22 protein-coding genes are annotated in these 22,712 nt (G+C 44.7%); 15 read left to right on the forward strand and 7 right to left on the reverse strand.

Annotated elements, in window-relative coordinates:
* Positions 1-8: 8 nt before the first annotated feature.
* The 4 genes from B3A20_RS04655 to B3A20_RS04670 all read right to left on the reverse strand — a co-directional run bounded on the left by B3A20_RS04655 (position 9) and on the right by B3A20_RS04670 (position 1,877).
* Entirely contained in the window at positions 9-605 is a 597-nt protein-coding gene (locus tag B3A20_RS04655) for a zeta toxin family protein (RefSeq protein WP_290762426.1), read from the reverse strand.
* Positions 606-615: 10 nt separating this feature from the next.
* Positions 616-789, reverse strand: a complete 174-nt coding sequence (locus B3A20_RS04660) for a hypothetical protein (RefSeq protein WP_290762427.1) — start codon at positions 787-789, stop codon at positions 616-618.
* A 322-nt stretch (positions 790-1,111) separates the two neighbouring features.
* On the reverse strand, positions 1,112-1,489 hold the full coding sequence (locus B3A20_RS04665) for a hypothetical protein (protein ID WP_290762429.1): 378 nt from the start codon (positions 1,487-1,489) through the stop codon (positions 1,112-1,114).
* 115 nt (positions 1,490-1,604) lie between these two features.
* Positions 1,605-1,877: a UPF0175 family protein gene (locus B3A20_RS04670; RefSeq protein WP_290762431.1), complete on the reverse strand. Its 273-nt coding sequence runs from the start codon at positions 1,875-1,877 to the stop codon at positions 1,605-1,607.
* A gap of 653 nt (positions 1,878-2,530) precedes the next feature.
* On the opposite strand from B3A20_RS04670, the gene B3A20_RS04675 reads away from it, so the two are divergent.
* The 5 genes from B3A20_RS04675 to B3A20_RS04695 are packed head-to-tail and all read left to right on the forward strand — an operon-like array spanning position 2,531 to position 8,691.
* Positions 2,531-2,980 (forward strand): hypothetical protein, encoded by a 450-nt coding sequence (locus tag B3A20_RS04675; protein WP_290762433.1) that lies wholly within the window; start codon positions 2,531-2,533, stop codon positions 2,978-2,980.
* A gap of 27 nt (positions 2,981-3,007) precedes the next feature.
* On the forward strand, positions 3,008-4,225 hold the full coding sequence (locus B3A20_RS04680; protein ID WP_290762435.1) for an FISUMP domain-containing protein: 1,218 nt from the start codon (positions 3,008-3,010) through the stop codon (positions 4,223-4,225).
* Between the two features lie 12 nt (positions 4,226-4,237).
* On the forward strand, positions 4,238-5,767 hold the full coding sequence (locus tag B3A20_RS04685; RefSeq protein WP_290762436.1) for a fibrobacter succinogenes major paralogous domain-containing protein: 1,530 nt from the start codon (positions 4,238-4,240) through the stop codon (positions 5,765-5,767).
* Between the two features lie 20 nt (positions 5,768-5,787).
* Positions 5,788-6,696, forward strand: a complete 909-nt coding sequence (locus tag B3A20_RS04690; RefSeq protein WP_290762438.1) for a TonB family protein — start codon at positions 5,788-5,790, stop codon at positions 6,694-6,696.
* 21 nt (positions 6,697-6,717) lie between these two features.
* Complete coding sequence (locus B3A20_RS04695) at positions 6,718-8,691, forward strand: TonB family protein (RefSeq protein WP_290762440.1); 1,974 nt, start codon at positions 6,718-6,720, stop codon at positions 8,689-8,691.
* A 141-nt stretch (positions 8,692-8,832) separates the two neighbouring features.
* Here B3A20_RS04695 and carB read toward each other — a convergent pair whose 3' ends face one another.
* Positions 8,833-12,096, reverse strand: a complete 3,264-nt coding sequence (gene carB / locus B3A20_RS04700; RefSeq protein WP_290762443.1) for a carbamoyl-phosphate synthase large subunit — start codon at positions 12,094-12,096, stop codon at positions 8,833-8,835.
* On the reverse strand, positions 12,089-13,219 hold the full coding sequence (gene carA / locus B3A20_RS04705) for a glutamine-hydrolyzing carbamoyl-phosphate synthase small subunit (RefSeq protein WP_290762446.1): 1,131 nt from the start codon (positions 13,217-13,219) through the stop codon (positions 12,089-12,091). Before carA ends, carB begins: the two co-directional genes overlap by 8 nt.
* A gap of 448 nt (positions 13,220-13,667) precedes the next feature.
* On the opposite strand from carA, the gene B3A20_RS04710 reads away from it, so the two are divergent.
* The 3 genes from B3A20_RS04710 (at position 13,668) to B3A20_RS04720 (ending at position 17,628) form a co-directional block, all read left to right on the forward strand.
* Entirely contained in the window at positions 13,668-14,966 is a 1,299-nt protein-coding gene (locus B3A20_RS04710; RefSeq protein WP_290762448.1) for a putative DNA modification/repair radical SAM protein, read from the forward strand.
* A 31-nt stretch (positions 14,967-14,997) separates the two neighbouring features.
* Positions 14,998-15,858, forward strand: a complete 861-nt coding sequence (locus tag B3A20_RS04715) for a TIGR03915 family putative DNA repair protein (protein WP_290762450.1) — start codon at positions 14,998-15,000, stop codon at positions 15,856-15,858.
* Positions 15,859-15,990: 132 nt separating this feature from the next.
* Positions 15,991-17,628 carry a cellulase family glycosylhydrolase gene (locus tag B3A20_RS04720; protein ID WP_290762452.1) on the forward strand — a complete coding sequence of 546 codons (1,638 nt, stop codon included), beginning with the start codon at positions 15,991-15,993 and terminating at the stop codon, positions 17,626-17,628.
* Between the two features lie 137 nt (positions 17,629-17,765).
* Here B3A20_RS04720 and B3A20_RS04725 read toward each other — a convergent pair whose 3' ends face one another.
* Complete coding sequence (locus B3A20_RS04725; RefSeq protein WP_290762453.1) at positions 17,766-18,389, reverse strand: formate/nitrite transporter family protein; 624 nt, start codon at positions 18,387-18,389, stop codon at positions 17,766-17,768.
* Between the two features lie 232 nt (positions 18,390-18,621).
* Between B3A20_RS04725 and B3A20_RS04730 the strand changes: the two genes are divergently transcribed.
* The 7 genes from B3A20_RS04730 (at position 18,622) to B3A20_RS04760 (ending at position 22,639) form a co-directional block, all read left to right on the forward strand.
* Positions 18,622-18,861, forward strand: coding sequence for a hypothetical protein (locus B3A20_RS04730; protein ID WP_290762455.1), 240 nt, complete (start codon positions 18,622-18,624; stop codon positions 18,859-18,861).
* Positions 18,862-19,000: 139 nt separating this feature from the next.
* Complete coding sequence (locus B3A20_RS04735; protein WP_290762457.1) at positions 19,001-19,762, forward strand: hypothetical protein; 762 nt, start codon at positions 19,001-19,003, stop codon at positions 19,760-19,762.
* Between the two features lie 14 nt (positions 19,763-19,776).
* The gene (locus B3A20_RS04740; protein ID WP_290762459.1) at positions 19,777-20,475 is read left to right on the forward strand and encodes a hypothetical protein; all 699 of its coding nucleotides are present in this window, start codon (positions 19,777-19,779) and stop codon (positions 20,473-20,475) included.
* 39 nt (positions 20,476-20,514) lie between these two features.
* Positions 20,515-21,072, forward strand: a complete 558-nt coding sequence (locus B3A20_RS04745; RefSeq protein WP_290762462.1) for a hypothetical protein — start codon at positions 20,515-20,517, stop codon at positions 21,070-21,072.
* A 7-nt stretch (positions 21,073-21,079) separates the two neighbouring features.
* Positions 21,080-21,745 carry a hypothetical protein gene (locus B3A20_RS04750; RefSeq protein WP_290762465.1) on the forward strand — a complete coding sequence of 222 codons (666 nt, stop codon included), beginning with the start codon at positions 21,080-21,082 and terminating at the stop codon, positions 21,743-21,745.
* On the forward strand, positions 21,738-22,415 hold the full coding sequence (locus tag B3A20_RS04755) for a hypothetical protein (RefSeq protein ID WP_290762467.1): 678 nt from the start codon (positions 21,738-21,740) through the stop codon (positions 22,413-22,415). Before B3A20_RS04750 ends, B3A20_RS04755 begins: the two co-directional genes overlap by 8 nt.
* A gap of 56 nt (positions 22,416-22,471) precedes the next feature.
* Positions 22,472-22,639, forward strand: a complete 168-nt coding sequence (locus tag B3A20_RS04760) for a hypothetical protein (protein WP_290762470.1) — start codon at positions 22,472-22,474, stop codon at positions 22,637-22,639.
* Positions 22,640-22,712: the final 73 nt, after the last annotated feature.

The raw sequence follows: 22,712 nt of genomic DNA on the forward strand, positions 1-22,712 counted from the left end.
GGTGGACGCTATTTGAGTATCGTCATCGCCCATTGAGGAATGTTGTCTGTGTAGCTTTTAACCAGTTCTCCATCCGACATTCTGAACAAAAGCGAAGCGTCCTGGTCTTCAACCGAATTGTCATAAACATAAAGACGATCCACCGATGGAATTATCTTCTTGCAGTTGAAAATGGACTTCTGGTATCTAGAAATAATCTTGGAAATCGGGACGTCATGACCGCCCTGTATCACTCGCTTTGCAATTCTTGCTGCATTGATGGACGGGTGCGATGTAGCAACGAAAAACAAGCGAATGAAATATCCCTGCTGTTTTGCGCGGCAAACAAAGTCGACTTTTTCATCAGAAGAGAAAACAGACTCAAAAATAAGACTTTGATGATTTTTCAAAGATTCTTCGCGCCAAGATTTGCAATAGCGGGCTGCATCAAGAATGGCTTCAGGAGAATTCCAGTCTCCAAAGCGTTCCTGGGCTATGTTATCCGGATTGATATAGACGGCATTTTCTAGCCATTCGTGCTTAAGTATCTTCGATGTTATGGTTGTTTTTCCCGAACCGTTAGGACCGGCAACGACAATAAGTACTGGACGATGTTCCTCAGCCATAATAGCCCTGTTAACGGATTGTTGCGGCTGCTTTTTCAATTTCTTCAAAAAAACGTTTGGTGGCGTCTGCATTAGCTTTGCGGGCGTCTTCGGCTGCTTCCCTCATAATTTGGGCAAGCATTTCATCGGTCGGCTCTTCCATGTCCGTCAATCTGTAAGAATCAATGCTTTTTGTCGTTGTCATAGGGGCTCCTTGATGCCGTAATACTCCTAATATAGTTTTTTAGGGGCAAAAACACAAGTTTTTGGTCGCTTTGGTTTTGAAAAGGGGCGTTATAACAGCGCCCAAGGGGAATTGTATGGGCGTTCCTGCACATATATGTGCGGTCGGGCTATATTCTAGGGGCAATCGGCGGCGCTTGTGCTTGCCGAGCACTTCCCAGAACCAAGCCTCGCTACGCGAGGCTCGGCCCCAAGGGGTCACTTATAGAAACACTTGGGAGTTTACTCCCTTAGTGTTCTTATCCCCTTTGGGGAATCCCTAACGCGAATGCTGGGGAAAAAAGCTACTTCAGGTTTTCAATGAAAGAATTCAGAAGAGTTTCGCTGATATGCCTTTTGGACATCCGAAGAATTTCTGCACAAGCCGATGCTTCTTCCTTGTTCAACAATCCATTCTCGTTGGCGGCAATCAAAATGCCTATCGTGCCGGTAATACGCAGTTTCATCGTTGTGGCTACGTGCCTTGCACGAACTTCGTCAACAATCAAAAGATCACTCTTGTTTTCGTCGGAATAGACGATGGCTTCGCTTTCGCCAAGATCCAAGTCCGTTATACGCATCAGCATGCCGACGGCATTGCTGTTGCTGACTGAAACCCTTTTGAAAAATTCACAAGACTTCACCTGTTCGGCTTCTTCCTGAAAATCCTGGTTTGAAGTCAATTCTTCGTAAACGGCTTCAGGAAGCAGGACCTTGCCAAACAGTTTTCCAAGAATGTCAAGACGATTGATTTTAAGGAAAGAGATTATCGGAGTTGATCAGATACGACAATCATTCTTACCTCTTGGAAAGGAGTTCCATGACGTTGGCGGCATCCTGTTTGGCTTCATCCCAGTTCTGGTCGATATAGGGAATGCCCTCGCTTCCGTAAAGTTCGATGAGTTCCCATTTGGAAAAGCCCAAAATTTCCGCGGCACGCCCATGGGAAATAGTCTCGTTCTTGATAAACGGATACAACAGCAACGCATTGCGGCGGAGTTCGTCGCTCTTGTTATCGCACACCATAAGGTCTGCAATATCTTCTGGAATGTCTATTGTTACTGTCGCCATAGGATTCCTCCAACCCCAATATACATTTTTTGGGGCGAAAACGCAAATTTGGGGTGGTTTGGCGTTTAAATAAGGCTGTTTTTCGCCAAAAGATGGGCTTGCGTTAATCCCAAGGTGTTGTAAAAATTTATATTTCCGTTGACATATTGAATTAGAGTAGTACTCTTGTTCCCGCTTTGAAAAGTCTGGTAAACTTTTGTGAGGCGTTAGCCTTGCTATCTGGGAAGAAGACGAATGCTCACACCGATCGGGTGTGGGTCGTTGGGCGTTTGCCCACGGTTTTGATCAGTCATTTGGACTGACGATTTCCGTCGTGCTTAAGATAGCGGGTTTACCAGAGCCTTCAAAGCATAAGCCGAGCGACACCATGCCTTTTCTTGTTTTCTGAAAAAGTATGGTTCGCAGAAATGGTCATTCTGGAGTGTAGCCGAAGGCGAAACGATAGAATCCATAGACTTAGTTGTTAGCTGAATGCGGACAACCTCTGACGGCTTATTGAATAAGACCGCTGCTCGCAGACTGCGCTGAGCAGGAAGGTCTTGAAAATGAAAACGGGTCACCCTCTAGAAAGAATCTTGCAAGATTATGAAAACAATAAGGACCGGTTTTGGAGAAGTGAACTCCAGTATTACAAGTGTTTGCCTAATCTGAGCATGGCACTGGAAGAGGCTGGATTGTTTCACAAAGATGCGACGCATCGCGGAAATCACCAACGCCGAATTTTAAAGACAAGTAGGGATTTTTTTGCAAAGGGTTTGTGTTCAGATAAAATAAAAACTCGCATTGAAAAAAGTGAAAATTTTGAAGTGCTCTATAAAATTGTAGATGAACTTCGTGGTCTTGGAATAGGGAAATTAACCGTTTATGACACGACTATGCGTCTAGGCGCATTTCTAGAAAAGCAAAAGCGAAAACGTTTCAGACCTTTAGGAGTTTATCTACATAATGGTGCTATGGATGGCGCAAAAAAGTTGCTGTCTCGTGGATTGATTCAAGGACCTCTGTCATCTGTTGTGTCAATTGATGTTTTTTCGGACATTTTCCCCGGGCTTGAAACGTGGGAAATTGAAGAAGTCCTCTGTTTGTATAAGCATAACTTTTAGCAGGGTTTATTAAAAAGGTGAAAAAATATGAATAGCTACTACAAAAAAATAATGATTACTTTTGTTGCTCTTGTTTTGGGGACAAATCCTCTTTGGGCAAAGCAAATGGAAAAATGTGTGGTCAAGGAACAACGTTTTGAACGAGTTCCAGACCTTCTTTTTGGAGGCTATGCTAAAATGCCATATTGTCATGTATTTTGTCCAAGCGTGGGAGAACTTGATTTAAGAGGGGATTGCCAAGAGATCTGGTACTGCATAGGCCAATATGGGGATGGTCAACCTGGACAAGCTTTTGTGAGAGAATCATTCCAAAAATTCCATGGGAATTGTCCTACAAAAAAACAATTGGACAAGTACATTGCAGACAAAGAAAAGAAGCAAAAGGCCGAGGAAGAAAAGAAGCGGAAGAAAGAGGAGGCGGAAAGAAAAAGACTTGATAAAAAAATTCAAGATGAATCAGAAAGAAAATACAACAAATTATGTTCTGTAGAAGGAAATGGCTCTAGAGGGACGATGATAGATTCCCGTGACGGAACGGAATATGCTACCGTTCAAATTTGTTCGCAAGTTTGGATGGCCGAAAACCTGTATTACGAAATGGATGGCAGCGTTTGCTTAGACAACAAAAAGTCAAAGTGCGCAAAATATGGACGTTATTATATATGGTACTCCGCTAAATCCGCATGCCCAGACGGATGGCGCTTGCCGACTGCAGAGGATTTTAGAACTTTGATGTGGGTGGCTGCTTGGGGCGTTACTGTAGATTCTTCGGAGCGTTTCTACGAAAAAGCAGCAAAAGAAAGAAAGGCTGCATTGAAGTTGATGTCTTCGGATTTCGATGGGGGGCTGGATACTTATGGCTTTGCTGCGATTCCGACGGGGTATGTTAGATATCCGACTCGTGCACATGCTCGAAAAAGGGCTGAATATGATGCTTCAATAAATAATAATGATCCGATGCTAAGAATGATGAACGGAGCTAAAACCATTCCCGAAGAAATCGATTTAGGAGATTATGCTCAATTTATTACTGATGGTAGATATTCCAAATTTTGGTCATCAACAGAAGAAACTCGCCCTAATCCATATAATCCAACAAAGATTGATAGTACAGGTTCTGCGGTTGTGTTAAGTCTGTCTGCGGCTGCTGATTATGGATACAATGCCATAAAAGGAGTTCGTTACAAGAGCAATGGAGACGAATTTGATGCTTATCCAGTTCGCTGCATCAAGGATAACGAATAAGGAATGATAAATATGAAAAACTTTATTTTATTTGTTTTGTTATTGATGGCTGCTTCCTTCGCTGGAGAATCTTGCAAAAATACGTATCAACGCTATGTCAAGTTGGTTCCTGATCAAGAAACAATAGATTGTTGGCTGACAAATGAAAAAGAAGGGAATGTCAAAGGCTTCTTCTTTAATTTGAAAGGCGGTACACCAGGCGCTCTTGTTTATGACAACAGTGCTCCTGTGCTTGGGCATAAATGGTTGAAATTGTATAAAGGTGAAGATATTCGTAAAAAAGGAGTAAAATGCTATTTAGCTTATAGACCGGATAATACGTTCATGACTTCGAAACAAATTGTATCTAAGCTTTTGGGTATTTTGAAATGTGAAAAAGGCTTTAGTGCTCATCTAGGCAAATCATTTACTCCAAATGAGGGTGTCTTGACAGATTCGCGAGATGGAAAAGAATACAAGACAGTTCAGATTGGACAACAAGTTTGGATGGCAGAGAATTTGAACTACAAAGCTAAGGGGAGTATGTGTCCTGACAATAACCCTTCGAATTGTACCAAATATGGACGCCTTTATGATTGGAGTATGGCGAAACGTTCTTGCCCGGCGGGATGGCATTTGCCTAATACTGATGAAATAGAGACATTGGTAAATCTTCTTGGTGGAAAGAGCGTGGCTCGCAAAATACTGAAAATAGCCAATGATTGTGATGATTATGATTGTGGATCGGATGATTTTGGCTTTGCGGTTCTCCCTGCTGGAACATTCTCGTCATCAAACGAAAAATTTCGTGATATAGATATTCAACCATATTTTTGGACAGCAAAGGAAAGCCGGAACAGTTTTAAGGATGGATTATATTGGGATTTGAGCAATTTATCTGGGAATTTTAGTGACTCTGATAAAGATGACGGAATGTCTGTCCGTTGCCTTAGAAACGAGTTAAGCGAAAAAAATAATATTCATGAAGAGGATTCTGATAATGAAAAAGAAAAAATTGTTGTTTCTTCGCAGAAAGGCATGATGCTTGACCCTCGTGATAATCAAAAATACAAGACTGTTACAATTGGAACTCAAACATGGATGGCGGAAAATATTAGATACAAGACAGCTTCTAGTATCTGTTACGGGAATACTTCGTCTGATTGTGCAAAGTATGGGCGGTACTACACTTTTGGTGATGCGTATAACGTTTGCCCAAGTGGCTGGCATTTGCCTAGTGCAAAAGAATTTGCTGTTTTACTCAAGTCTATTGGTGGTGAATCCAAAGCAGGAGGTAAGCTAAAATCTCAAAATGATTGGAATGTCAATAATAATAAATGTAATGGAACGGATGATTACGGATTTGCAGCTTTACCTACAGGTATGATGATGAATGAATATGAATCGTTTGGCAAGGGTAGAGAATCTTATTTCTGGAGCGAGACGGATGAACGCCCTAACAGCATATACGTATTGAAAATACATTGCGATACTGAATCTGCTACGGTAGGCTGGACCGTTGAACCTGATTACGGCATACCTGTCCGATGCATTAAGGATTGACAATTTTTTAGAGGTGAAAAATGAATGTTCTAAAATTTGGCGTTGCTGTCATGGCGCTTTTGACAGTAACATCCTGCAAGCAGGACGGGGCTAAGACAGACTCCGCTACAACTGATTCCCCAAAAAATACTCAGGTTGCCACTAATGATGAAAAACCTTTCAAGACCTTCACGTTCGGAAACAAGGTTTGGATGGTGGAAAATCTGAAGGTGAATGCCGAAGGAAACCGTTGTGAAGGAGACTGCAATAAATTTGGAAGACTGTATGACTGGAATACTGCTATGAAAGCATGTCCTAAAGGATGGCATCTTCCTGCAATGAGTGAGTTTCAAGCGCTGCTAGCGGTGTTCTTTGATTCGACGAGCTTTAGTGCTTGGCAAGAAAGTTTGTTGGGAAGGAATACCTTGTTTTGGAGCTCTGTTGAACAAAATGCAGATTCGTCTTTTGCTGTAGAAATTAAGAATGTGGATACTTCTGGTGGTCCAGGAAATAAGGAAATCGCTGTTATTCCTACTGTTTCTAAATCAAGTTTTGCCTATGTTCGCTGTGTTCAAGGTTCTCCTATAAATGATAGCCTGTGGCTTAAGCAGCAGGAGCAGGAGGCTTTGGATGCACAGAATTCATGTAGCCGTAGTGCAGCGGATATTATGAAAGTTGTACGCCAGAAAACACCAAGCCTTCGGCAGATTTATAATAAGGCTCTGAAGAAAAAGAAGAATTTTCAAGGAAAGGTAAAAATCAAGTTTGTCATTAAGCCGGAAGGAAACGTCGCTGAAACTTCTGTTGATTCTTCTACGACGGGGAATGATGCTTTTGACAACGAAATCAGCGCTGCCGTTAAACTGTGGAACTTCGGTAAACATAAATGTAATGACGGAAACTTAGCGAACGTAACGACGGTAACGATTCCGTTTACTTTCAGTGAGTAAAAAACTTATACAGAGGGAAAAATGAAAAATCTTCTTAAAATAATGCTTGCCGCATCCTTGTGTATGTCAGTTTCTTTTGCGGCTCCACAGAAAGAAACGATAAAGGATCCACGCGATGGAAAAACGTACAAGACTGTAAAGATTGGCGACCAAGTCTGGATGGCGGAGAACTTAGCTTTCGAAATAAACGAGATAAACGGGAATCCTGGGAGCACCAATGATTGCTTGATTCTTGGCGGTAACGGAAAAAAAGCGAATTGTAAAAAATATGGCCGATATTATTCGGCGATGGCCGCTGCAACAACTGCTTGCCCTGATGGTTGGCGTTTGCCGAGTGCTGCAGAATTTAAAAAATTATTGGATTATACAGGAAATTCCATAGACCTTAAATCAAAAAAAGGGTGGAACACCTACCAGCAACCGAGCGGGAATGGAACTGATAAATACGGATTCAATGCTCAACCTTCAGGTGGATGTATTGTAGCCCAGGATGCTAAATGTGCTTATATGGATGAAGGAAAATACGCCTATTTTTGGACATCTTCGATGCAATGGAACTCTGCAGAGGATGCCATTTTGCAACAATCGGTGCCAGAGGGGATTGCTTATGCATTTTTGGGAGCACCGCATGCTGATTATGGTTTTGATGTTGCTCCACAAAAAAAAGCAATTTCGATGTGGTATCCTGTCCGTTGCATTCAGGATGAAAAAAAGAATGTAGGAGATGGGTTGGCCGGCTTGTTATCGGGGAATGCTAATGTTAGCGAACAGAAAAAAAGTGACGATTTTGATGAAGGGCGTTGTTCTAATTCAAATGTTCTTGATTTGACGGTTCTCCTTAAAGATGATTATGTGGCAATTGGAGCACGAGGTGGTTTTCAACCCAATATTTATTTCAACGAAATGTGGACATTCCGTTGCAAGGCAAACGGACAACGTGTGACTTATACTGCAAAGGATGTTCAGGAAAATTTAGGGAGAGGGTATGGTCCGAAATGCCCTAACGGTAAGGAAATATCGCCAGATAAGTATATAAATGAACTTGAAAAGATTGAATTATGGACAATAGAAAATGAATCGGTGGATATGCTTGTAGAAGATATGTTGATGAATGAACTTTCTAGAATTTACAATCAATTCAAGAATTTGGAAGACGCCGGTAAGATTACCATCTTCATTGATGATAAACGAAACCATGATATGAAATGGATTAAGAAAAAATATGGCCCTATCTTAAATAAGATTCAGAAATTAGGATTTAAGGAAATATATTTTCCGAGTGATGTTGAAAGTAGTATGCGTTCTGAAACAGAAAATGCAATTTATTACGATACTCGTTTTGTCATTAAATATGACGATGCTCATGCAAATCAATTATATAAAACATTTGGTGTGAGAAAACCATCCGAAGCCAATTTTGCAAAAGAAAATAAGAGATGTCATAATTCACTTGTGACGATTGAAATGAAAAATGAGCAGGCGTTTAAAGAAAAGATGGACAAAGCTTTTAAAGATTCTGCAGTAGTGAATAAAATTTTGAAAGATGTTGCATCCAAGATGAGTAAAGAAAAAGATCCTAGCGAGTCTAGTGGCGGTGGTATAGGAGATGGTTTGGCTGGTCTTTTCAGTGGAGGAAACGGAAAAAACGCGACTAAAGCAATTGGTAACATTGAAAGCCCTTCCGCTGATGATGTTGGCGTAACTGGTTCTATTGACCATGAACATGTTATGAAGGTTGTGCGGCAACGCCTTCCGGGGCTGCGCCATATTTACAACAAATACTTGAAGAAGAAACCGGGCTTTCAAGGCAAGGTTGTTCTAAAATTAGATGTGAATGCAAATGGTCAAGTTACTTATATATCTGTAACTTCTTCGACAGCGAATTATCCTGAATTTGAAAACGAAATTGCTGAAGCCGTGAGTCGCTGGAAATTTGAAAATAGTACAGGAAACACTATCATAACAATTCCATGTACATTTAAAATAAATGAATGAAAAATGTCTTTTGATAACAAAAACAGGTGTTCCGTTTGACACACCTGTTTGTTTATAAGGCGATTCCGGCTCGGAGGCCGGAATGACAATTAGGGTGGGGGGCCCTTCGACAAGCTCAGGGACCTTTCCCTAATAACTCACTTACTTCTTCACATGCCTATGGTACTCCTGCAAACTGCAGACTTCGAATCTTCCGAAGTCGTGCTTGTCCATGAGGCCTTCGACAGTGGAGGTGAGGGCGGCGATGGTCGTCGTGATAGGAATGCCCGAGACAACGGCCTTGGAGCGCATCTGGATTTCGTCGACCATGGCTTCGGCGCCGGTTTCGGTGGTGTTCACGATCCACTGCACTTCCTTATCGTGGATAAGGTCGAGCAGGTTCGGGCGGCCACGTGAGATGCGGAACACGGCGCGGGTCTTGATGCCTTCGTTGTAGAGCATCGTAGAGGTGCCGCGGGTGGCGTACAGTTCGTATCCGAGGTTCACGAGTTGTCGAATGAGCGGGACGGCCTTCTGCTTGTCTTCGTCCTTGAGCGAGACGAAGATGTTGCCCTGGCTCGGGACCTTGTTGCCCGATGCCAGCTGGCTCTTGAGGTAGGCAAGACCGCGGTCGCGATCGATGCTCATGACTTCGCCGGTGGATTTCATTTCCGGAGAAAGCGTGATATCGACACCCGGGAACTTGACGAACGGGAAGACAGCTTCCTTGACGCTCACGTAAGGCACATGGACTTCTTCAGTGAATCCTATCTGTTCGAGAGATTCGCCGGTCATGCAGCGTGTTGCATAGCTTGCGAGCGGGACGCCGATGGACTTGGAAACGAACGGCACGGTGCGGGATGCACGCGGGTTCACTTCGATCATGTAGAGTTCGCCATCCTTGACTGCGAGCTGCATGTTCATGAGACCAACGACATGGAGTTCCTTGGCAAATTCCTTGGCGAATTCACGGACCTTGTCCTGAATTTCCTTGGAGAGGGTCATCGGCGGGATAACGCTAGCGGAGTCACCGGAGTGGATGCCTGCGGGTTCCACGTGTTCCATGATGGCGCCGATAACAGTGTGCTTGCCGTCGCTGATGCAGTCCACATCGAGTTCGGTTGCGTCTTCGAGGAAGCGGTCGATGAGGATCGGCTTGCCTTCGCCAATGGCGGCTGCTTCTTCCACGAACTTGCGGAGGTACTTTTCCTTGTAGACAATCACCATGCCGCGGCCACCGAGAACGAAGCTCGGGCGCACGAGAACCGGGTAACCGATTTTGTCGACAATGGCGAGGGCTTCTTCGACGTTGTGTGCAATGCCGCTTTCAGCCTGCTTGATGCCAATCTTGGTGACGAGCTGCTTGAAGAAGTCGCGGTCTTCGGCGAGGTCGATGTCTTCGGGGCTTGTACCGATGACATTTGCACCTGCCTTCTTGAGACGCATAGCAAGGTTCAGCGGAGTCTGACCACCGAACTGAACGATCACGCCCGCGCACTTTTCGCGTTCGTAAATGCCCATCACGTCTTCGAGCGTAAGCGGTTCAAAGTAGAGCTTGTCCGAAGTATCGTAGTCGGTAGAAACCGTTTCGGGGTTAGAGTTCACCATGATGACTTCGAAGCCGTGCTTGCGGAGCGTGAATGCAGCGTGGCAGCAGCAGTAGTCAAATTCAATGCCTTGGCCGATTCTGTTCGGACCGCCACCGAGCACCATGATGCGCTTTTTGCTCTGGTGACCCGGAATTTCGCGGACCGGTTCGGTATTGTCGGCGTAGCAGCTATAGTAGTAAGGAGTGATGGCTTCAAATTCGCCAGCGCAAGTATCGACGGAGTAGTAGCTCGGGACGAGGCCAATCTGCTTACGCACTGCCATGACTTCTTCTGGAGTCTTGTGGAAGAGGTAACCGATCTGGATATCGCTGAAGCCGAATTCCTTAGCCTGGCGGAAGAGAGCCTTATCCTTGGCGAGGTTTTCGAGAGAACCTGCTGCCGTGATTTCGTCTTCGAAGCAGGCGAGTTCTTCGAGGTGGCGGAGGAAATAGCGGTCAATTTTCGTGAGCTCGTACAACTTCTCAACGCCCCACTTGCGGCGCAGTGCTTCGTGCAGCACGAAGATGCGTTCGGCACTCGGGCGAGCGACTTCCTTGGCGAGCGTTTCGTCGTCGTATTCCTTGAACTTTTCGCACTTGGCGCAGGCTCCGAATCCGCCGAATCCCGTTTCGAGAGAGCGGAGAGCCTTCTGCATGGCCTGCTTGAAGTTCGTACCGATGGCCATGGCTTCACCCACAGACTTCATCTGGGTGCCGAGCGTGGAATCTGCCTTCGGGAACTTTTCGAACGTGAAACGCGGAACCTTCACGACAACGTAGTCGAGAGCCGGTTCAAAGCAGCTCGGGGTTGTTTGCGTAATGTCGTTGCGGAGTTCGTCGAGGGTGTAGCCCACGGCGAGGAGGGCCGCAATCTTTGCGATGGGGAAGCCCGTTGCCTTGGAGGCGAGCGCCGAAGAACGGCTCACGCGGGGGTTCATTTCGATGATGATGCGGCGGCCGGTCTTGGGTTCAATAGCCCACTGCACGTTGGATCCGCCGGTTTCCACGCCGATGGCTTCCATAACCTTCAGGGAGTCGTCACGCATGGCCTGGTAGGCGCGGTCATCAAGGCTCTGGATCGGGGCGACCGTAATGGAGTCGCCGGTGTGCACGCCCATGGGGTCGAGGTTTTCAATGGAGCACACGATAACGGCATTGCCCTTCTTGTCGCGCATGACTTCCATTTCGAATTCTTTCCAGCCGAGGAGCGATTCTTCGATAAGGACTTCGTTGTTGAGCGAGGCGTCGAGACCGCGGTTCACGATGGTCTCGAATTCTTCTTCGTTGTGGGCGATGCCGCCGCCGGTACCACCGAGGGTGAAGCCCGGACGGATAATCAGCGGCCAGCTGCCGATGGTGTGGGCGATAGCGGTCGCTTCGCTCATGGAGTGTGCAGAACCGGAGCGCGGGAGGTCCAGCCCAATCTTGAGCATGGCTTCCTTGAACAAGTGGCGGTCTTCGGCGCGCTGGATGGACTGCGCCTTTGCGCCGATGAGTTCCACCTGGTAGCGGTCCAAAATGCCGCGCTCGTTCAGTTCCATCGCGAGGTTCAAAGCCGTCTGGCCACCGAGTGTGGGGAGCAATGCATCGGGGCGTTCGCGGCGGATGATTTCGTGCAGAATATCGACACTCAGCGGTTCGATGTAGGTGCGGTCGGCCATCTCGGGGTCGGTCATGATGGTGGCCGGGTTAGAGTTCACCAGCACCACTTCGTAGCCTTCGCGGCGCAGCACCTTGCAGGCCTGCACGCCGGAGTAGTCGAATTCGCAGCCCTGGCCAATCACGATCGGGCCAGAACCAATGAGCATAATCTTCTTGATGTCGGTACGCTTAGGCATTCTTGCCTCCCTTGAAAGCTTCAATCATCTTCTTGAATTCTTCGAACAAGTACATGGAATCGTTTGGTCCCGGAGCAGATTCCGGATGGTACTGCACGCTGAATGCCGGGAATTTTTTGTGGCGGATGCCTTCGACCGTGTTGTCGTTCAGGTTGATGTGCGTGACTTCGACATCGGCGGGGAGAGACGTTTCGTCAATGGCGTAGTTGTGGTTTTGCGACGTGATTTCGACAGCGCCTGTCAAGAGGTTCTTGACAGGATGGTTGCAGCCGTGGTGGCCGAACTTGAGCTTGGAAACTTTAGCACCGAGAGCAAGGCCGAGGAGTTGGTTACCCAGGCAAATTCCCATGAGAGGAATCTTGCCGAGGAGCTGTTTGACCATGTTGTAAACTTGCGGTAAGGAGTTTGGGTCGGCGGGGCCGTTCGAGAGGAACACGCCATCCGGCTTTTGTTCCATGATCATTTCGTAGCTCGTGCCAATCGGCATAACCGTGATGCGCATGTCCTGGGCGGCGAGGTTTCTCAAGATGTTCGTCTTGATACCGAAATCGAGGGCGACAATGTGGTACTTGCCTTCATCGTTGAATTCGTAGCCGTTCGGGTCACTCACCTTGCTCGCATAATCCTGACCGTCGAGGCCTTCCCAAGCCTTTGCCTTTGCGATAGCTTCGGCTTCGGTCATTTCCGTGTCTTCGACGTGGAGGTAAGCCTTCTGGGCACCGTGTTCGCGGAGGTGGAGCGTGAGGGCGCGAGTATCGACGCCTGCAATGCCTGCCTTTTTCTGGGCGAGCATGTAATCATGAAGCGATTCTTCGTTCAGTTCCTTGGAAACCCAGTCGAGTGAGTTCACGACAATGCCGTTCAAGAAAATCTGACGGGATTCGGACTTTTCAAAGTTCGTAGCGTAAGCGCCAACTTCGGCCGTGGTGAAAACCACGAACTGACCGGCGTAAGACGGGTCGGTTAAAATCTGCTTGTAGCCAGCCATACCGGTATTGAACACGGCTTCGCCGACGGTGTCTTTCTTTTCGCCAAAGGCGTAACCGTGGAATACGGCTCCGTCAGCCAAGGCGATGAACGCTTTGCGCTCGCGCTTTGCTTTCCATTGAAATTTTTCGTTCATGATTTACCTTACGTCACAGTTGTTGGGGTAAAAAGAAAGGCAAAAGCTAAATGCCTTTGCCTTAAAAATAAAACTCTTAAAAAAATGAATAGTCTTGTCAAAAACTGAAACCCAACCGACCTTTTTGTGGGTCGGAACTGCTTCCTTGAAGGCGAGCTCGAAGTCAACAAGTTCCATTCTTTTCATCGGGGGGCAATTATAGTAAAAAGATGGGTTAATGACAATCCATATTTCAGAAAAATTTTTACGCTGTTTTAGACATTTTGTTTAGAAAAACAAGTGTTTTCACTAATTGTAAAAACTGACACGAAAAGGCTAGCAAAACTAAAATCAACAACCATTTTTTTTCAAAATTTTAGAAATAGTTTGCTTTTTTGTGCAGTAAATATTATATTTAGTGAACAAAAAGGCAAGTAAACAAGTGTGTCGTTAAAAACGATGGGTAAAAATGGATTTACGCGATAAACTGAACATTCTAGGCGACGCCGCCAAGTACGATGTTTCGTGCTCGTCGAGCGGTTCCAAGCGCAATTCGCCAAAAGGCGGAATGGGGTGCGGGCATAGCTCAGGCATTTGCCATACGTGGAGCGCCGATGGACGCTGCATTTCGCTTTTAAAAGTGCTGTTCAGTAACGCCTGCAAGTACGATTGCGCCTATTGCGTGAACCGACGCAGTAACGACATCCCGCGAGCAACTTTTACGCCCAAAGAACTCATCAACCTTACGTTGGAATTTTACCGCCGTAATTACATTGAAGGGCTTTTCTTGAGTTCGGCCGTAATTGGCACACCTGATTACACAATGGAATTGTTAATTAAGGTGGCTAAGGAATTGCGATTGGTACACCATTTTGGCGGTTACATTCATTTAAAGGCAATTCCTGGCGCAAGTTCTAGACTCTTGTTCGAAGCCGGGCTTTATGCCGACCGCAGCAGCGTGAATATCGAAATCCCTTCGGACAAGCAGTTGCAATACCTTGCACCCGAAAAGAATTTTGCATCCATTTACCGTCCGATGAATTTTTTGGCAGAACGCAAGCTAGAATACAAAACGGACAAGTCCAAGTATTCTCCGAAGTTCTTGCCGGCAGGGCAGAGCACACAGATGATTGTCGGAGCGTCGGGGGAGACCGATTTCCAAATTTTGACGCTCTCGGCAGGCTTTTACAAGCAACAGCAAATGAAGCGTGTTTATTTCTCGGGGTATGTTCCCATAAATGCGGATAAGCGCTTGCCTGTAATCACCACAAAACCGCCGCTTTTACGCGAACACCGGCTTTATCAGGCCGACTGGCTCATGCGCTTTTACAAGTTCGAGTACAACGAGATTCTCGACGAGAAAAATCCATTCCTGGACCCGGATTTGGATCCGAAAGTGATGTGGGCACTCCGCCATCCGGAATGCTTCCCGGTCGATTTGCAAACTGCCGATTACGAGATGATTTTGCGCGTGCCCGGCATTGGCGTGAGGTCAGCACAGCTCATTGTCAGCGGAAGGCGTTATTCTAAAATCAGATTCGAACATTTGAAGAAAATGGGGGTGGTGCTCAAGCGCGCGAAATACTTCATCTACGATAGCGACGTGCCGCGAGAACTCCACAAGCTTTACCCCGAGATGATTCGCCCCTTGCTCATAGCGGGCAAGCCCAAGAACGATCAACTCGACCTGTTCGACACCATGCCCGCCGCACTGCCACAGCCAAAAGCCGCACCATACACTAACGCTTTGTCAATCGCAAACAACTAATAACTAATGACCATTGACTAACTACTAAACAATGTCCCTCGCCATTCATTACGATTCTACTTTCGACGGCTTCTTGAGTGCCGTTTTCGAGATTTACCGCCAGCATCTCGATGTTTCTTGCTTTGTTGCCGAACGCACGTACGAAGCGGAACGTGAAGTGGCAACCGACCTTTTCGCGCTGCCCTTCCACGTTGAAACCTCCGAAGAATCCGCCAACCGCCTCAGGCGTGCCATTACCAACGCCGCAAGCAAAGACGTCTTGAACTTGCTCGAGACTTGTTTCCGTTCCGAAGACGCGAACATTGAGATGAACATTCTTGCGTATTTGCGCAAGCTTTTTGCGGGGCTTGACCCGAATTACGGCCGCAATCCGTCAAGTCTCGAAATGATTCCGCTCATTACCATCGCGCGTTCTGTGCGTCGCGAGATGGACAACATGTACGGAATGGTACGTTTCAACAAAGCGCCTGATGGCATGTACATCGCCGAAATCGAGCCCAAGTACGACATTCTCGAAATGATTGTCGGGCATTTTCGGTGCCGTTACCCCAATGGCACATGGGCGATTATCGATGTCAAGCGAGGCTTTGGCGTCTATTACGAGAATTACCGGACTCATTTTGTAACGGTTCCTGACCCGAGTTACATTTCGGCGCACGCCCCTCCAGATGAATTCACGCGCATGTGGAAGTCTTACTACGACACGATGGCGATCAAGGAGCGGCTCAACCCGCGCCTCCTTCGACGTTGCCTGCCTGTACGCTACTGGAAACATCTTCCTGAACGTTCGTTATCGAACTACTCGGCGAAAAACATCGGAAATGTAGTGCCGCCGCAACTTCCATCTGAAGTCGCCAAATCAAACGCATCCGCATCCATAAGGCTCAAATAGCCGAGCTTACGCCTTGTGGCACATATTTTGCTTGAAAAATCCATGATTGAGCGCGGAATTTTTTATATATGCGAAAAATTTTTGGCTCTAAAAAACATTTAGTTGTATATTTATAATGGATTAATTGACATTATGGAGAAAATTAAAGACATGAACGGCTCATCTGTGAAACCGGGCTTTTTCGTTCAAGATTCTTTTCTGTATAGCAAGGACAACGAAAAGGTTGTTCTTCGTGGTGTAAACCACATGTTTATTTGGACGGATCGTGAAGGCAAGACCATTCCCGAAATTGCAAAGACTGGCGCAAACTGTGTAAGAATTGTTTGGAATACGCGTGGCCGCATCAGCGACCTCGACAATATCATTTCGCTTTGTATTGCCAACGGCATGATTCCTATTCCGGAAATTCATGACACGACCGGTAACTGGGACCGCTTGAGCGACGCCCTTGAATTTTGGCTTCGCGAAGAAACGCTCCAGATGATTTACAATCATCAGGAATACTTGATTTTGAACATCGGTAACGAACCGGGTGACAAGGCCCAGAGCGCCGATGACTTTTTCAATGCCTACAACATCATCGTTACAAAGCTCCGCGCCTCCGGCGTGCGTGTGCCGATCATGATCGACGCCGATGAATGGGGCCAGAACGAAAAGAATTTGTTGAACGTGGGCCCGAAGCTTTTGCAGGCAGACCCCGAACACAACTTGATTTTCTCGATTCACATGTGGTGGCCGACCGAACGCCACAATCCGGTGGCAACAGGCTACGAAACCGTCAAGGACCGCATCAAGGGTACGCTCGAAGAATCCCTCAAGCGTAAGATTCCCCTGATTGTCGGTGAATTTGCTCCGGTGGCTGCAGGCGGTGTTCGTGAAATTCCGTACAAGTTTATCATGTCGGAATGCGAACGCTTGAACATCGGCTGGCTCGCATGGAGTTGGGGTCCGGGAAACTTCGACAGCCCGGAAATGGATATGACAGTTCACGGCTCCTACAATACGCTTATTGGCTGGGGCAAGGAAGTCGCTGTCGACAGCCCTCTAGGCATCCAGAATACGAGCGTGATTCCGAACTTTATCCAGAACAAGGATTTCACGACCGGTTCTCAGGGAACTGGTGCGAACATCATCGAAAACGGCGAATTCAACGCCGAAGATCCGCTTTCTGGCTGGACAACCGACTTCTGGGGTGGAAAGGGCGACGTGACCGTCAAAGACGGCGTTGTGCGTTTCGACATCAAGAAGGGCGGCAAGGATTCCTGGAATCTCCAGTTCAAGCAGCATTTTGCGCTCCACAAGGGTGTAACGTACATCTTTAGCATGCGCGCCAAGGCCGATAAGCCCCGTACGCTGAACGTGAACATCAAGAAGGACTGCGAAACTTACACGCCGTACGCAAACGGTCGTATTCTCGACTTGAGCACGAGCTGGCAGAACTTCAGCTGGAAATTTACGATGAAGGAAGAAACCGACCTCGATGCCGTGCTCATCTTCGACATGGGCGGCGTGCCGATTTCCTGGAATCTCGCCGATGTTTCGCTCGTTCATGCCCGCAGCGTTGCCGATCGTTTGAACAGAACGTTCCAGCGCAACGTGCAAAAGAACTCCGGTTACTTCAACGCACCGAACGGCCCGTGGGAACTGCACCTGTACTCCACAGATGGCAAACTCCTCGAGATTCTCGACAAGGGCAAGGGCGGGGAAGGCATGCGTCAGTATCCGAAGATCGAACGCAGCGGCATCATGGTTATCAAAGACATCGGATAAAACGTTACCTTCCGCGGTCCTTTTTGACTTTTCATCCTTTGAATTGTCATTCTCGACCGAAGGGAGGGAACCCATTATTTCTTGAAAAAAAACGCAATCCTTCAAGGACTGCGTTTTTTTATTTGAAGAGTTTTTACTTACGCTTTCGCGGACTTGGCGTTCAACTTTTGCATCAGCGGGATGAGTCCACCGCCAATGGAATTGCCAATTGTAATCGCGACAAGCGCTTTGAGCATTGTCATTGAAAAATCGCCTGCAAGCGAGAAGTAGAACATGTCTGCAATGCAGTGCTCGAAACCGCTCAAAATAAAGACCATCACCGGGAGGAACACGATAAGCACTTTCCCGACCTGGTTTTCTACGGTCTTGTAGCCGTCTGCCGCGATGAACATGAGCATCCCGCAGAAAATCCCGAGCACGAGCAAACTTGCAAAATCGTCTCCGTCCTTGATAACGCAAAGAGCATTTGCCTTCGCTTGAAGTGCGGCGCCATAACGAGTCGCTGCCATCAACTTCGCAAAAATGAAAGTTCCGATAAAATTCCCGAACCAGACAATTCCCAAAAAGCCCCAATAATTAATTTTATTGTTGACAAAGTAACCAACTTTGCCTGTAAAAAGGTTGAACCCGAAATTTAAAATCGTAAAAAGGCCGAGCCCGAACAAGAACGATCCGAGGATTTTATTGTCGCAAGAAAGGTAAACTGTTCCGCCGAGCCCAATGCACAAACCGGAGTATATAGACTTGATAAAATTAATCATGGCGCCAAATTTAGTAAAAAAGCGCCGTTTATTACAGGTCCTCCATGTATATTCCTGTTTCCTCAATTTGGTCGCATATGGTCACTAAAGTTGCGGTAAAGACGGGGAGGGCATTCATATCCGTCTCTACCGTTACAGTTTCTGTAAAGTCTCTATCGTTACAGGTGATGATTGCATCATTTCGGTAATATTTAAAATATCATTATGATGGCTTGCCGAAATATGGAGGATTATGGAGTTCGACTTCACTATGGTAATGGCAAAGTCATTTTCTGTATCGACTTCGATTTTGCATGTCGCGTCGTTTGGCTTTTGTTTGGTGCTTGCAGGAATTTCAAATGATGAACTTGATAGGGGAGTGATGGAACTGGAGGAGAGTACGGTTGAGCTTGATGAGGGTGTTTTATACTTATCCATCAAGATTCCGCATCCGGCGCAACCGGAGATGTTTCATCTGAAAAGCAAGCTGTAAGGGCGAGAGCTGCTACCGCAGAAATTTCATCAACAAAATAAGTTTTATTTTCCAAACTAATATTGCAATAGTTTACAACAGTCATAAACTCAGAATACCATATAAAAGACAATTTTTATATATTGTCCTTAACAAATTTATGAAAATCCTTAAAATTTTACCCATAATCGCCATAGCGCTCTTCGCGGCGTGCAAATCAACCGTGCCGCAGTCCGAAAGCCTGCTCGAAGAACACATTTCGTCGGCGGGGGAGATCTGTTCGAGTTCAGTAACGGAGCTTATTCCAGAAAGTAGTTCGAGTTTCAGCTCTAGTTCTAGCGCAATAGTACTTCCTATAGCATGGGATACTTTAACTTTAGACGATCATATCGATTTCGGCGATACTTGTATTATGTGGGGGAGTCTTTTCTGTTGGAATTATGATGAACTTCTAAAAGATTCACTATTGAATTTCAGAATAGCGAAATATTCGTTATTATCTTCCTTATATCATGCACTGTATCAAGGTGCTTTAGTCTATTTTCAAGAAAGTTGCGGTGGCACTTTTTTGATTTCAGCGTGCGAAGTTTTATATAAAGACAATAAGCTCCAATTAAACGCGTCATCTGCTGGAAGTGTGGTGACAATTTCTGTGACAATAACGAAAGGTCTCGCAACAATACAAGAAAAAATCAACTATTCACAAAAAGAGCTTTTTGATAGAATCTGTAGTTATCACAAAGAAGACCCCAAAATAGAGCATGTTGAATGCATTGAAAATACAATAACGTTTACCATAAAAAATAATTTTAGCGATAACGATTTAAAAATCCTTGCTAATGAACTCGACAAAGAAGCTTGCAACGCCTGGCATATGGATAATACACGTTCACAATGTTATTTCGGTAATGGTGAAAATTAAAAAATTGGGATAACATGAAACTCCTTAAAATTTTACCTATAATCGTTATTGCACTCCTAGCTGCCTGCAAATCGACTGTACCGCAAACCCAAAGCCTGCTTGAAGAACACGTTTCGTCGGCGGGGGAGATTAGTTCGAGTTCTGATGAGATTGCAAAACCGAAGTATGCCAACCCGAAGGATTCTGTAGAGCGATTTGAACAAGCTATGGATTCAATGATATATGCAGCTTTGCATTTTATAGCAAAGGATAATAACTATAATCCTTGTGGATGTTCGCAAGGCGTTCAATCCTGTAGTGTCCTATTTAATGGAAATTTATTAGATTATTCCTCAGAACTCAAATCTAAAGGAATTAACGATCAACTCCAGTTAAACGTTTTATCTGTATTAAAAAATGTGAAAACATCGCTAACCATAAGTAACGAAACAGCGTTTGTTCGTGAAGAATTTTCAGATTACTATAAAGATTCCAAACTCGCTGAATTTTGCGTTTTTCACAAAAATGATCCGAAAGTGAAAAATGTAGAGTGCATTGATAAGGTTATAACATTTTCTTTAAATGATAATTATCGCGATATCGATTTAAAAACTCTAGCAAAAGAACTGTATAGCTATTGCGATTTATGGCAAAGTCGAGTATGTGCAAGATGCGGCCCAAATTACATGCGCAATCAACATTATGAAGAAGAAGGTTTAAAAGATTTAGAATAATGGGGGGGGGGGAGAATTGCGCTCTTCAAAGGTGTTTTTATGAAATATTTTAAGATTATTTTATTTGCATTGTACACGTTGCTTGCAGCCTGCAAATCCACGGATTCTGTAGCAGAAAAAAACATAGACATTTGTTTTGACGATTCTCAAAAAACATTTGATGACAGCAGCTGCTTTGACCCGAAAATTTCATCTTGCACTGTCGAATTTCAAGAAAATTTGGTTCGATTGATCAAAAAGACGGCCTATGAGCACAGCAGAACACTCTCCACTTGGGTTACAATTACAAATGGGGGAGTTGCCGTAAACGAAGAGTTTATGTTCTTCGGAAACGCCAAGTTGACCGAACTATGCTCCAATTACAAAAATGATTCCACCAAAAGAAATGTTGAATGCATAAGCAATATTATTTCATACTCAATAGACAAACAATTCTCCGATCAAGATTTGAAAAATATTGCCGACCAGCTCTATGTTTATTGCAAAGAGTACATATTTTCACCCCAAAAACAGTGCAGCTATATTCAAAACAGGCAGAACAAAACTGAGGACGATGGAATTCCTGACTTGAATTTAGAAATTGACTTTTTTGAATAATTAGAATATGAAACTCCTCAAAATTTTACCCATAATTGCCATTGCGTTCCTCGCAGCGTGCAAATCAACCGTGCCGCAGTCCGAAAGCCTGCTCGAAGAACGCGTCTCTCCGGTTCAAGAAAATAGTTCGAGCTCTGCGGAGGTTTCAAAGCCAAGGTATGCAAGTCCGGAGGATTCTGTAAAGCGATTTCAACAAGCAAAAGATTCGTTACTATTTGCTGCACTGTATATACTTATACACAAGGATGGCGGTGCTCGTATTTTTTCTTGCGGAGGCAGGGGTCCAGACATCTTATCTTGCGATGTTCAAATTGATGAAAATATACTCCGACTAAATGCTTTGTCCGTTTTACAAAACATAAAAACATCGATTACCATATCGAAAGGAATCGCCACAGTTCGTGAAGAATTCACAAACCATTTTAAAGATGCCGAACTAGCTGAATTTTGCAAATTTCATAAAAACGATCCCAAAGTAAAGCATGTTGAACACATTGACAATGTTATAACATTCACACTAGAAGATGATTTCAGCGATATTGATTTAGGTAACCTTGCTCATAAATTAAAAGAAGATTGCAATTTGATGGAAGAAACACTAAGGGGAGGCAAATGTCCCAATTTAAGGCAGAGAGAGAATCTCAATTTAGACGAACTAGGCAATCTTGACTAAGATTTTAACGAAGGAATGGATTGAAAAACTTATGAAATTCCTTAAAATTTTACCCATAATCGCCATTGCACTTCTCGCGGCGTGCAAATCAACCGTGCCACAGTCCGAAAGCCTGCTCGAAGAACGCGTTTCGCCGGCGGGGGAGATCAGTTCAAGTTCTGCAGAGTTGTTAGACTCTTCCATTATTTTTGAACGCATAAAAAATTACGTTTTCGACTCAGTTTTGTTTGATATGAAAGAGAACTATTATGTTAAAACAGATTGTGGTTGTGGCTGTAGTTGGCCAGACGTTTTCTCATGCGATGTCCAATATGACAAAGAGAAAGTTCATTTAAACATGTTAAGTCTAAATAAAAAATATCAATTTATCTTGAACATTGAAAATGGTATAGCGACTGTTAAAAAAATTTTCACCGATTATGACGACGAAAAAATTAACGATTTATGCGCCAAACACAAAAGCGATCCGAAAAAACAGAATGTTGCATGCAATAATAATTCCATAGCATTTTCGTTCAATGATGACTTTAGCGGATATGATTTACGCAACCTTGGCGGAATGTATTTTCAAACCGATTGCAATTTTGCAATGGCGTTTTTAAGAGGTATATGTAATTCGAATTATATGAATGAACAAAACCGTCCCAATATCATTGATGAACTTGAATAATTAATGAAATTTTTGCATTTATTCTTATATTTTTGAGAAAAAAAAGGAGTTAAATTATGTTTTTATGGGAAATTGCCGTAGTTTTTGGAATTTCATCAATTTGTTTCACTTTATGGTCTTTGGCTTCTACATTTAGAAATACCGAAAAAACACTAAAACACCTTGATGAAAATGTACAACTTATGATAAATATCTATTTAACAAAAGAAAAATCTCAAAAGTGACTTTAGTTTACATAATCCGCATTATCGGTAATATTAATTCAGAAAGGGGAGAACGGTTTGTTTCACATTAAAA

The organism is Fibrobacter sp. UBA4297 (genome assembly GCF_002394865.1).
In the GTDB taxonomy this organism is placed as follows: Bacteria; Fibrobacterota; Fibrobacteria; order Fibrobacterales; family Fibrobacteraceae; genus Fibrobacter.

Coding starts and splice junctions, on each gene's coding strand:
- B3A20_RS04730 (WP_290762455.1), top strand. CDS start 18,622: ATGGAGTTCGACTTCACTATGGTAATGGCAAAGTCATTTTCTGTATCG.
- B3A20_RS04740 (WP_290762459.1), top strand. CDS start 19,777: ATGAAACTCCTTAAAATTTTACCTATAATCGTTATTGCACTCCTAGCT.
- B3A20_RS04655 (WP_290762426.1), bottom strand. CDS start 605: ATGGCTGAGGAACATCGTCCAGTACTTATTGTCGTTGCCGGTCCTAAC.
- B3A20_RS04660 (WP_290762427.1), bottom strand. CDS start 789: ATGACAACGACAAAAAGCATTGATTCTTACAGATTGACGGACATGGAA.
- B3A20_RS04695 (WP_290762440.1), top strand. CDS start 6,718: ATGAAAAATCTTCTTAAAATAATGCTTGCCGCATCCTTGTGTATGTCA.
- B3A20_RS04725 (WP_290762453.1), bottom strand. CDS start 18,389: ATGATTAATTTTATCAAGTCTATATACTCCGGTTTGTGCATTGGGCTC.
- B3A20_RS04735 (WP_290762457.1), top strand. CDS start 19,001: ATGAAAATCCTTAAAATTTTACCCATAATCGCCATAGCGCTCTTCGCG.
- carA (WP_290762446.1), bottom strand. CDS start 13,219: ATGAACGAAAAATTTCAATGGAAAGCAAAGCGCGAGCGCAAAGCGTTC.
- B3A20_RS04680 (WP_290762435.1), top strand. CDS start 3,008: ATGAATAGCTACTACAAAAAAATAATGATTACTTTTGTTGCTCTTGTT.
- B3A20_RS04675 (WP_290762433.1), top strand. CDS start 2,531: ATGGCACTGGAAGAGGCTGGATTGTTTCACAAAGATGCGACGCATCGC.
- B3A20_RS04715 (WP_290762450.1), top strand. CDS start 14,998: ATGTCCCTCGCCATTCATTACGATTCTACTTTCGACGGCTTCTTGAGT.
- B3A20_RS04745 (WP_290762462.1), top strand. CDS start 20,515: ATGAAATATTTTAAGATTATTTTATTTGCATTGTACACGTTGCTTGCA.
- B3A20_RS04685 (WP_290762436.1), top strand. CDS start 4,238: ATGAAAAACTTTATTTTATTTGTTTTGTTATTGATGGCTGCTTCCTTC.
- B3A20_RS04670 (WP_290762431.1), bottom strand. CDS start 1,877: ATGGCGACAGTAACAATAGACATTCCAGAAGATATTGCAGACCTTATG.
- B3A20_RS04710 (WP_290762448.1), top strand. CDS start 13,668: ATGGATTTACGCGATAAACTGAACATTCTAGGCGACGCCGCCAAGTAC.
- carB (WP_290762443.1), bottom strand. CDS start 12,096: ATGCCTAAGCGTACCGACATCAAGAAGATTATGCTCATTGGTTCTGGC.
- B3A20_RS04750 (WP_290762465.1), top strand. CDS start 21,080: ATGAAACTCCTCAAAATTTTACCCATAATTGCCATTGCGTTCCTCGCA.
- B3A20_RS04760 (WP_290762470.1), top strand. CDS start 22,472: ATGTTTTTATGGGAAATTGCCGTAGTTTTTGGAATTTCATCAATTTGT.
- B3A20_RS04720 (WP_290762452.1), top strand. CDS start 15,991: ATGGAGAAAATTAAAGACATGAACGGCTCATCTGTGAAACCGGGCTTT.
- B3A20_RS04690 (WP_290762438.1), top strand. CDS start 5,788: ATGAATGTTCTAAAATTTGGCGTTGCTGTCATGGCGCTTTTGACAGTA.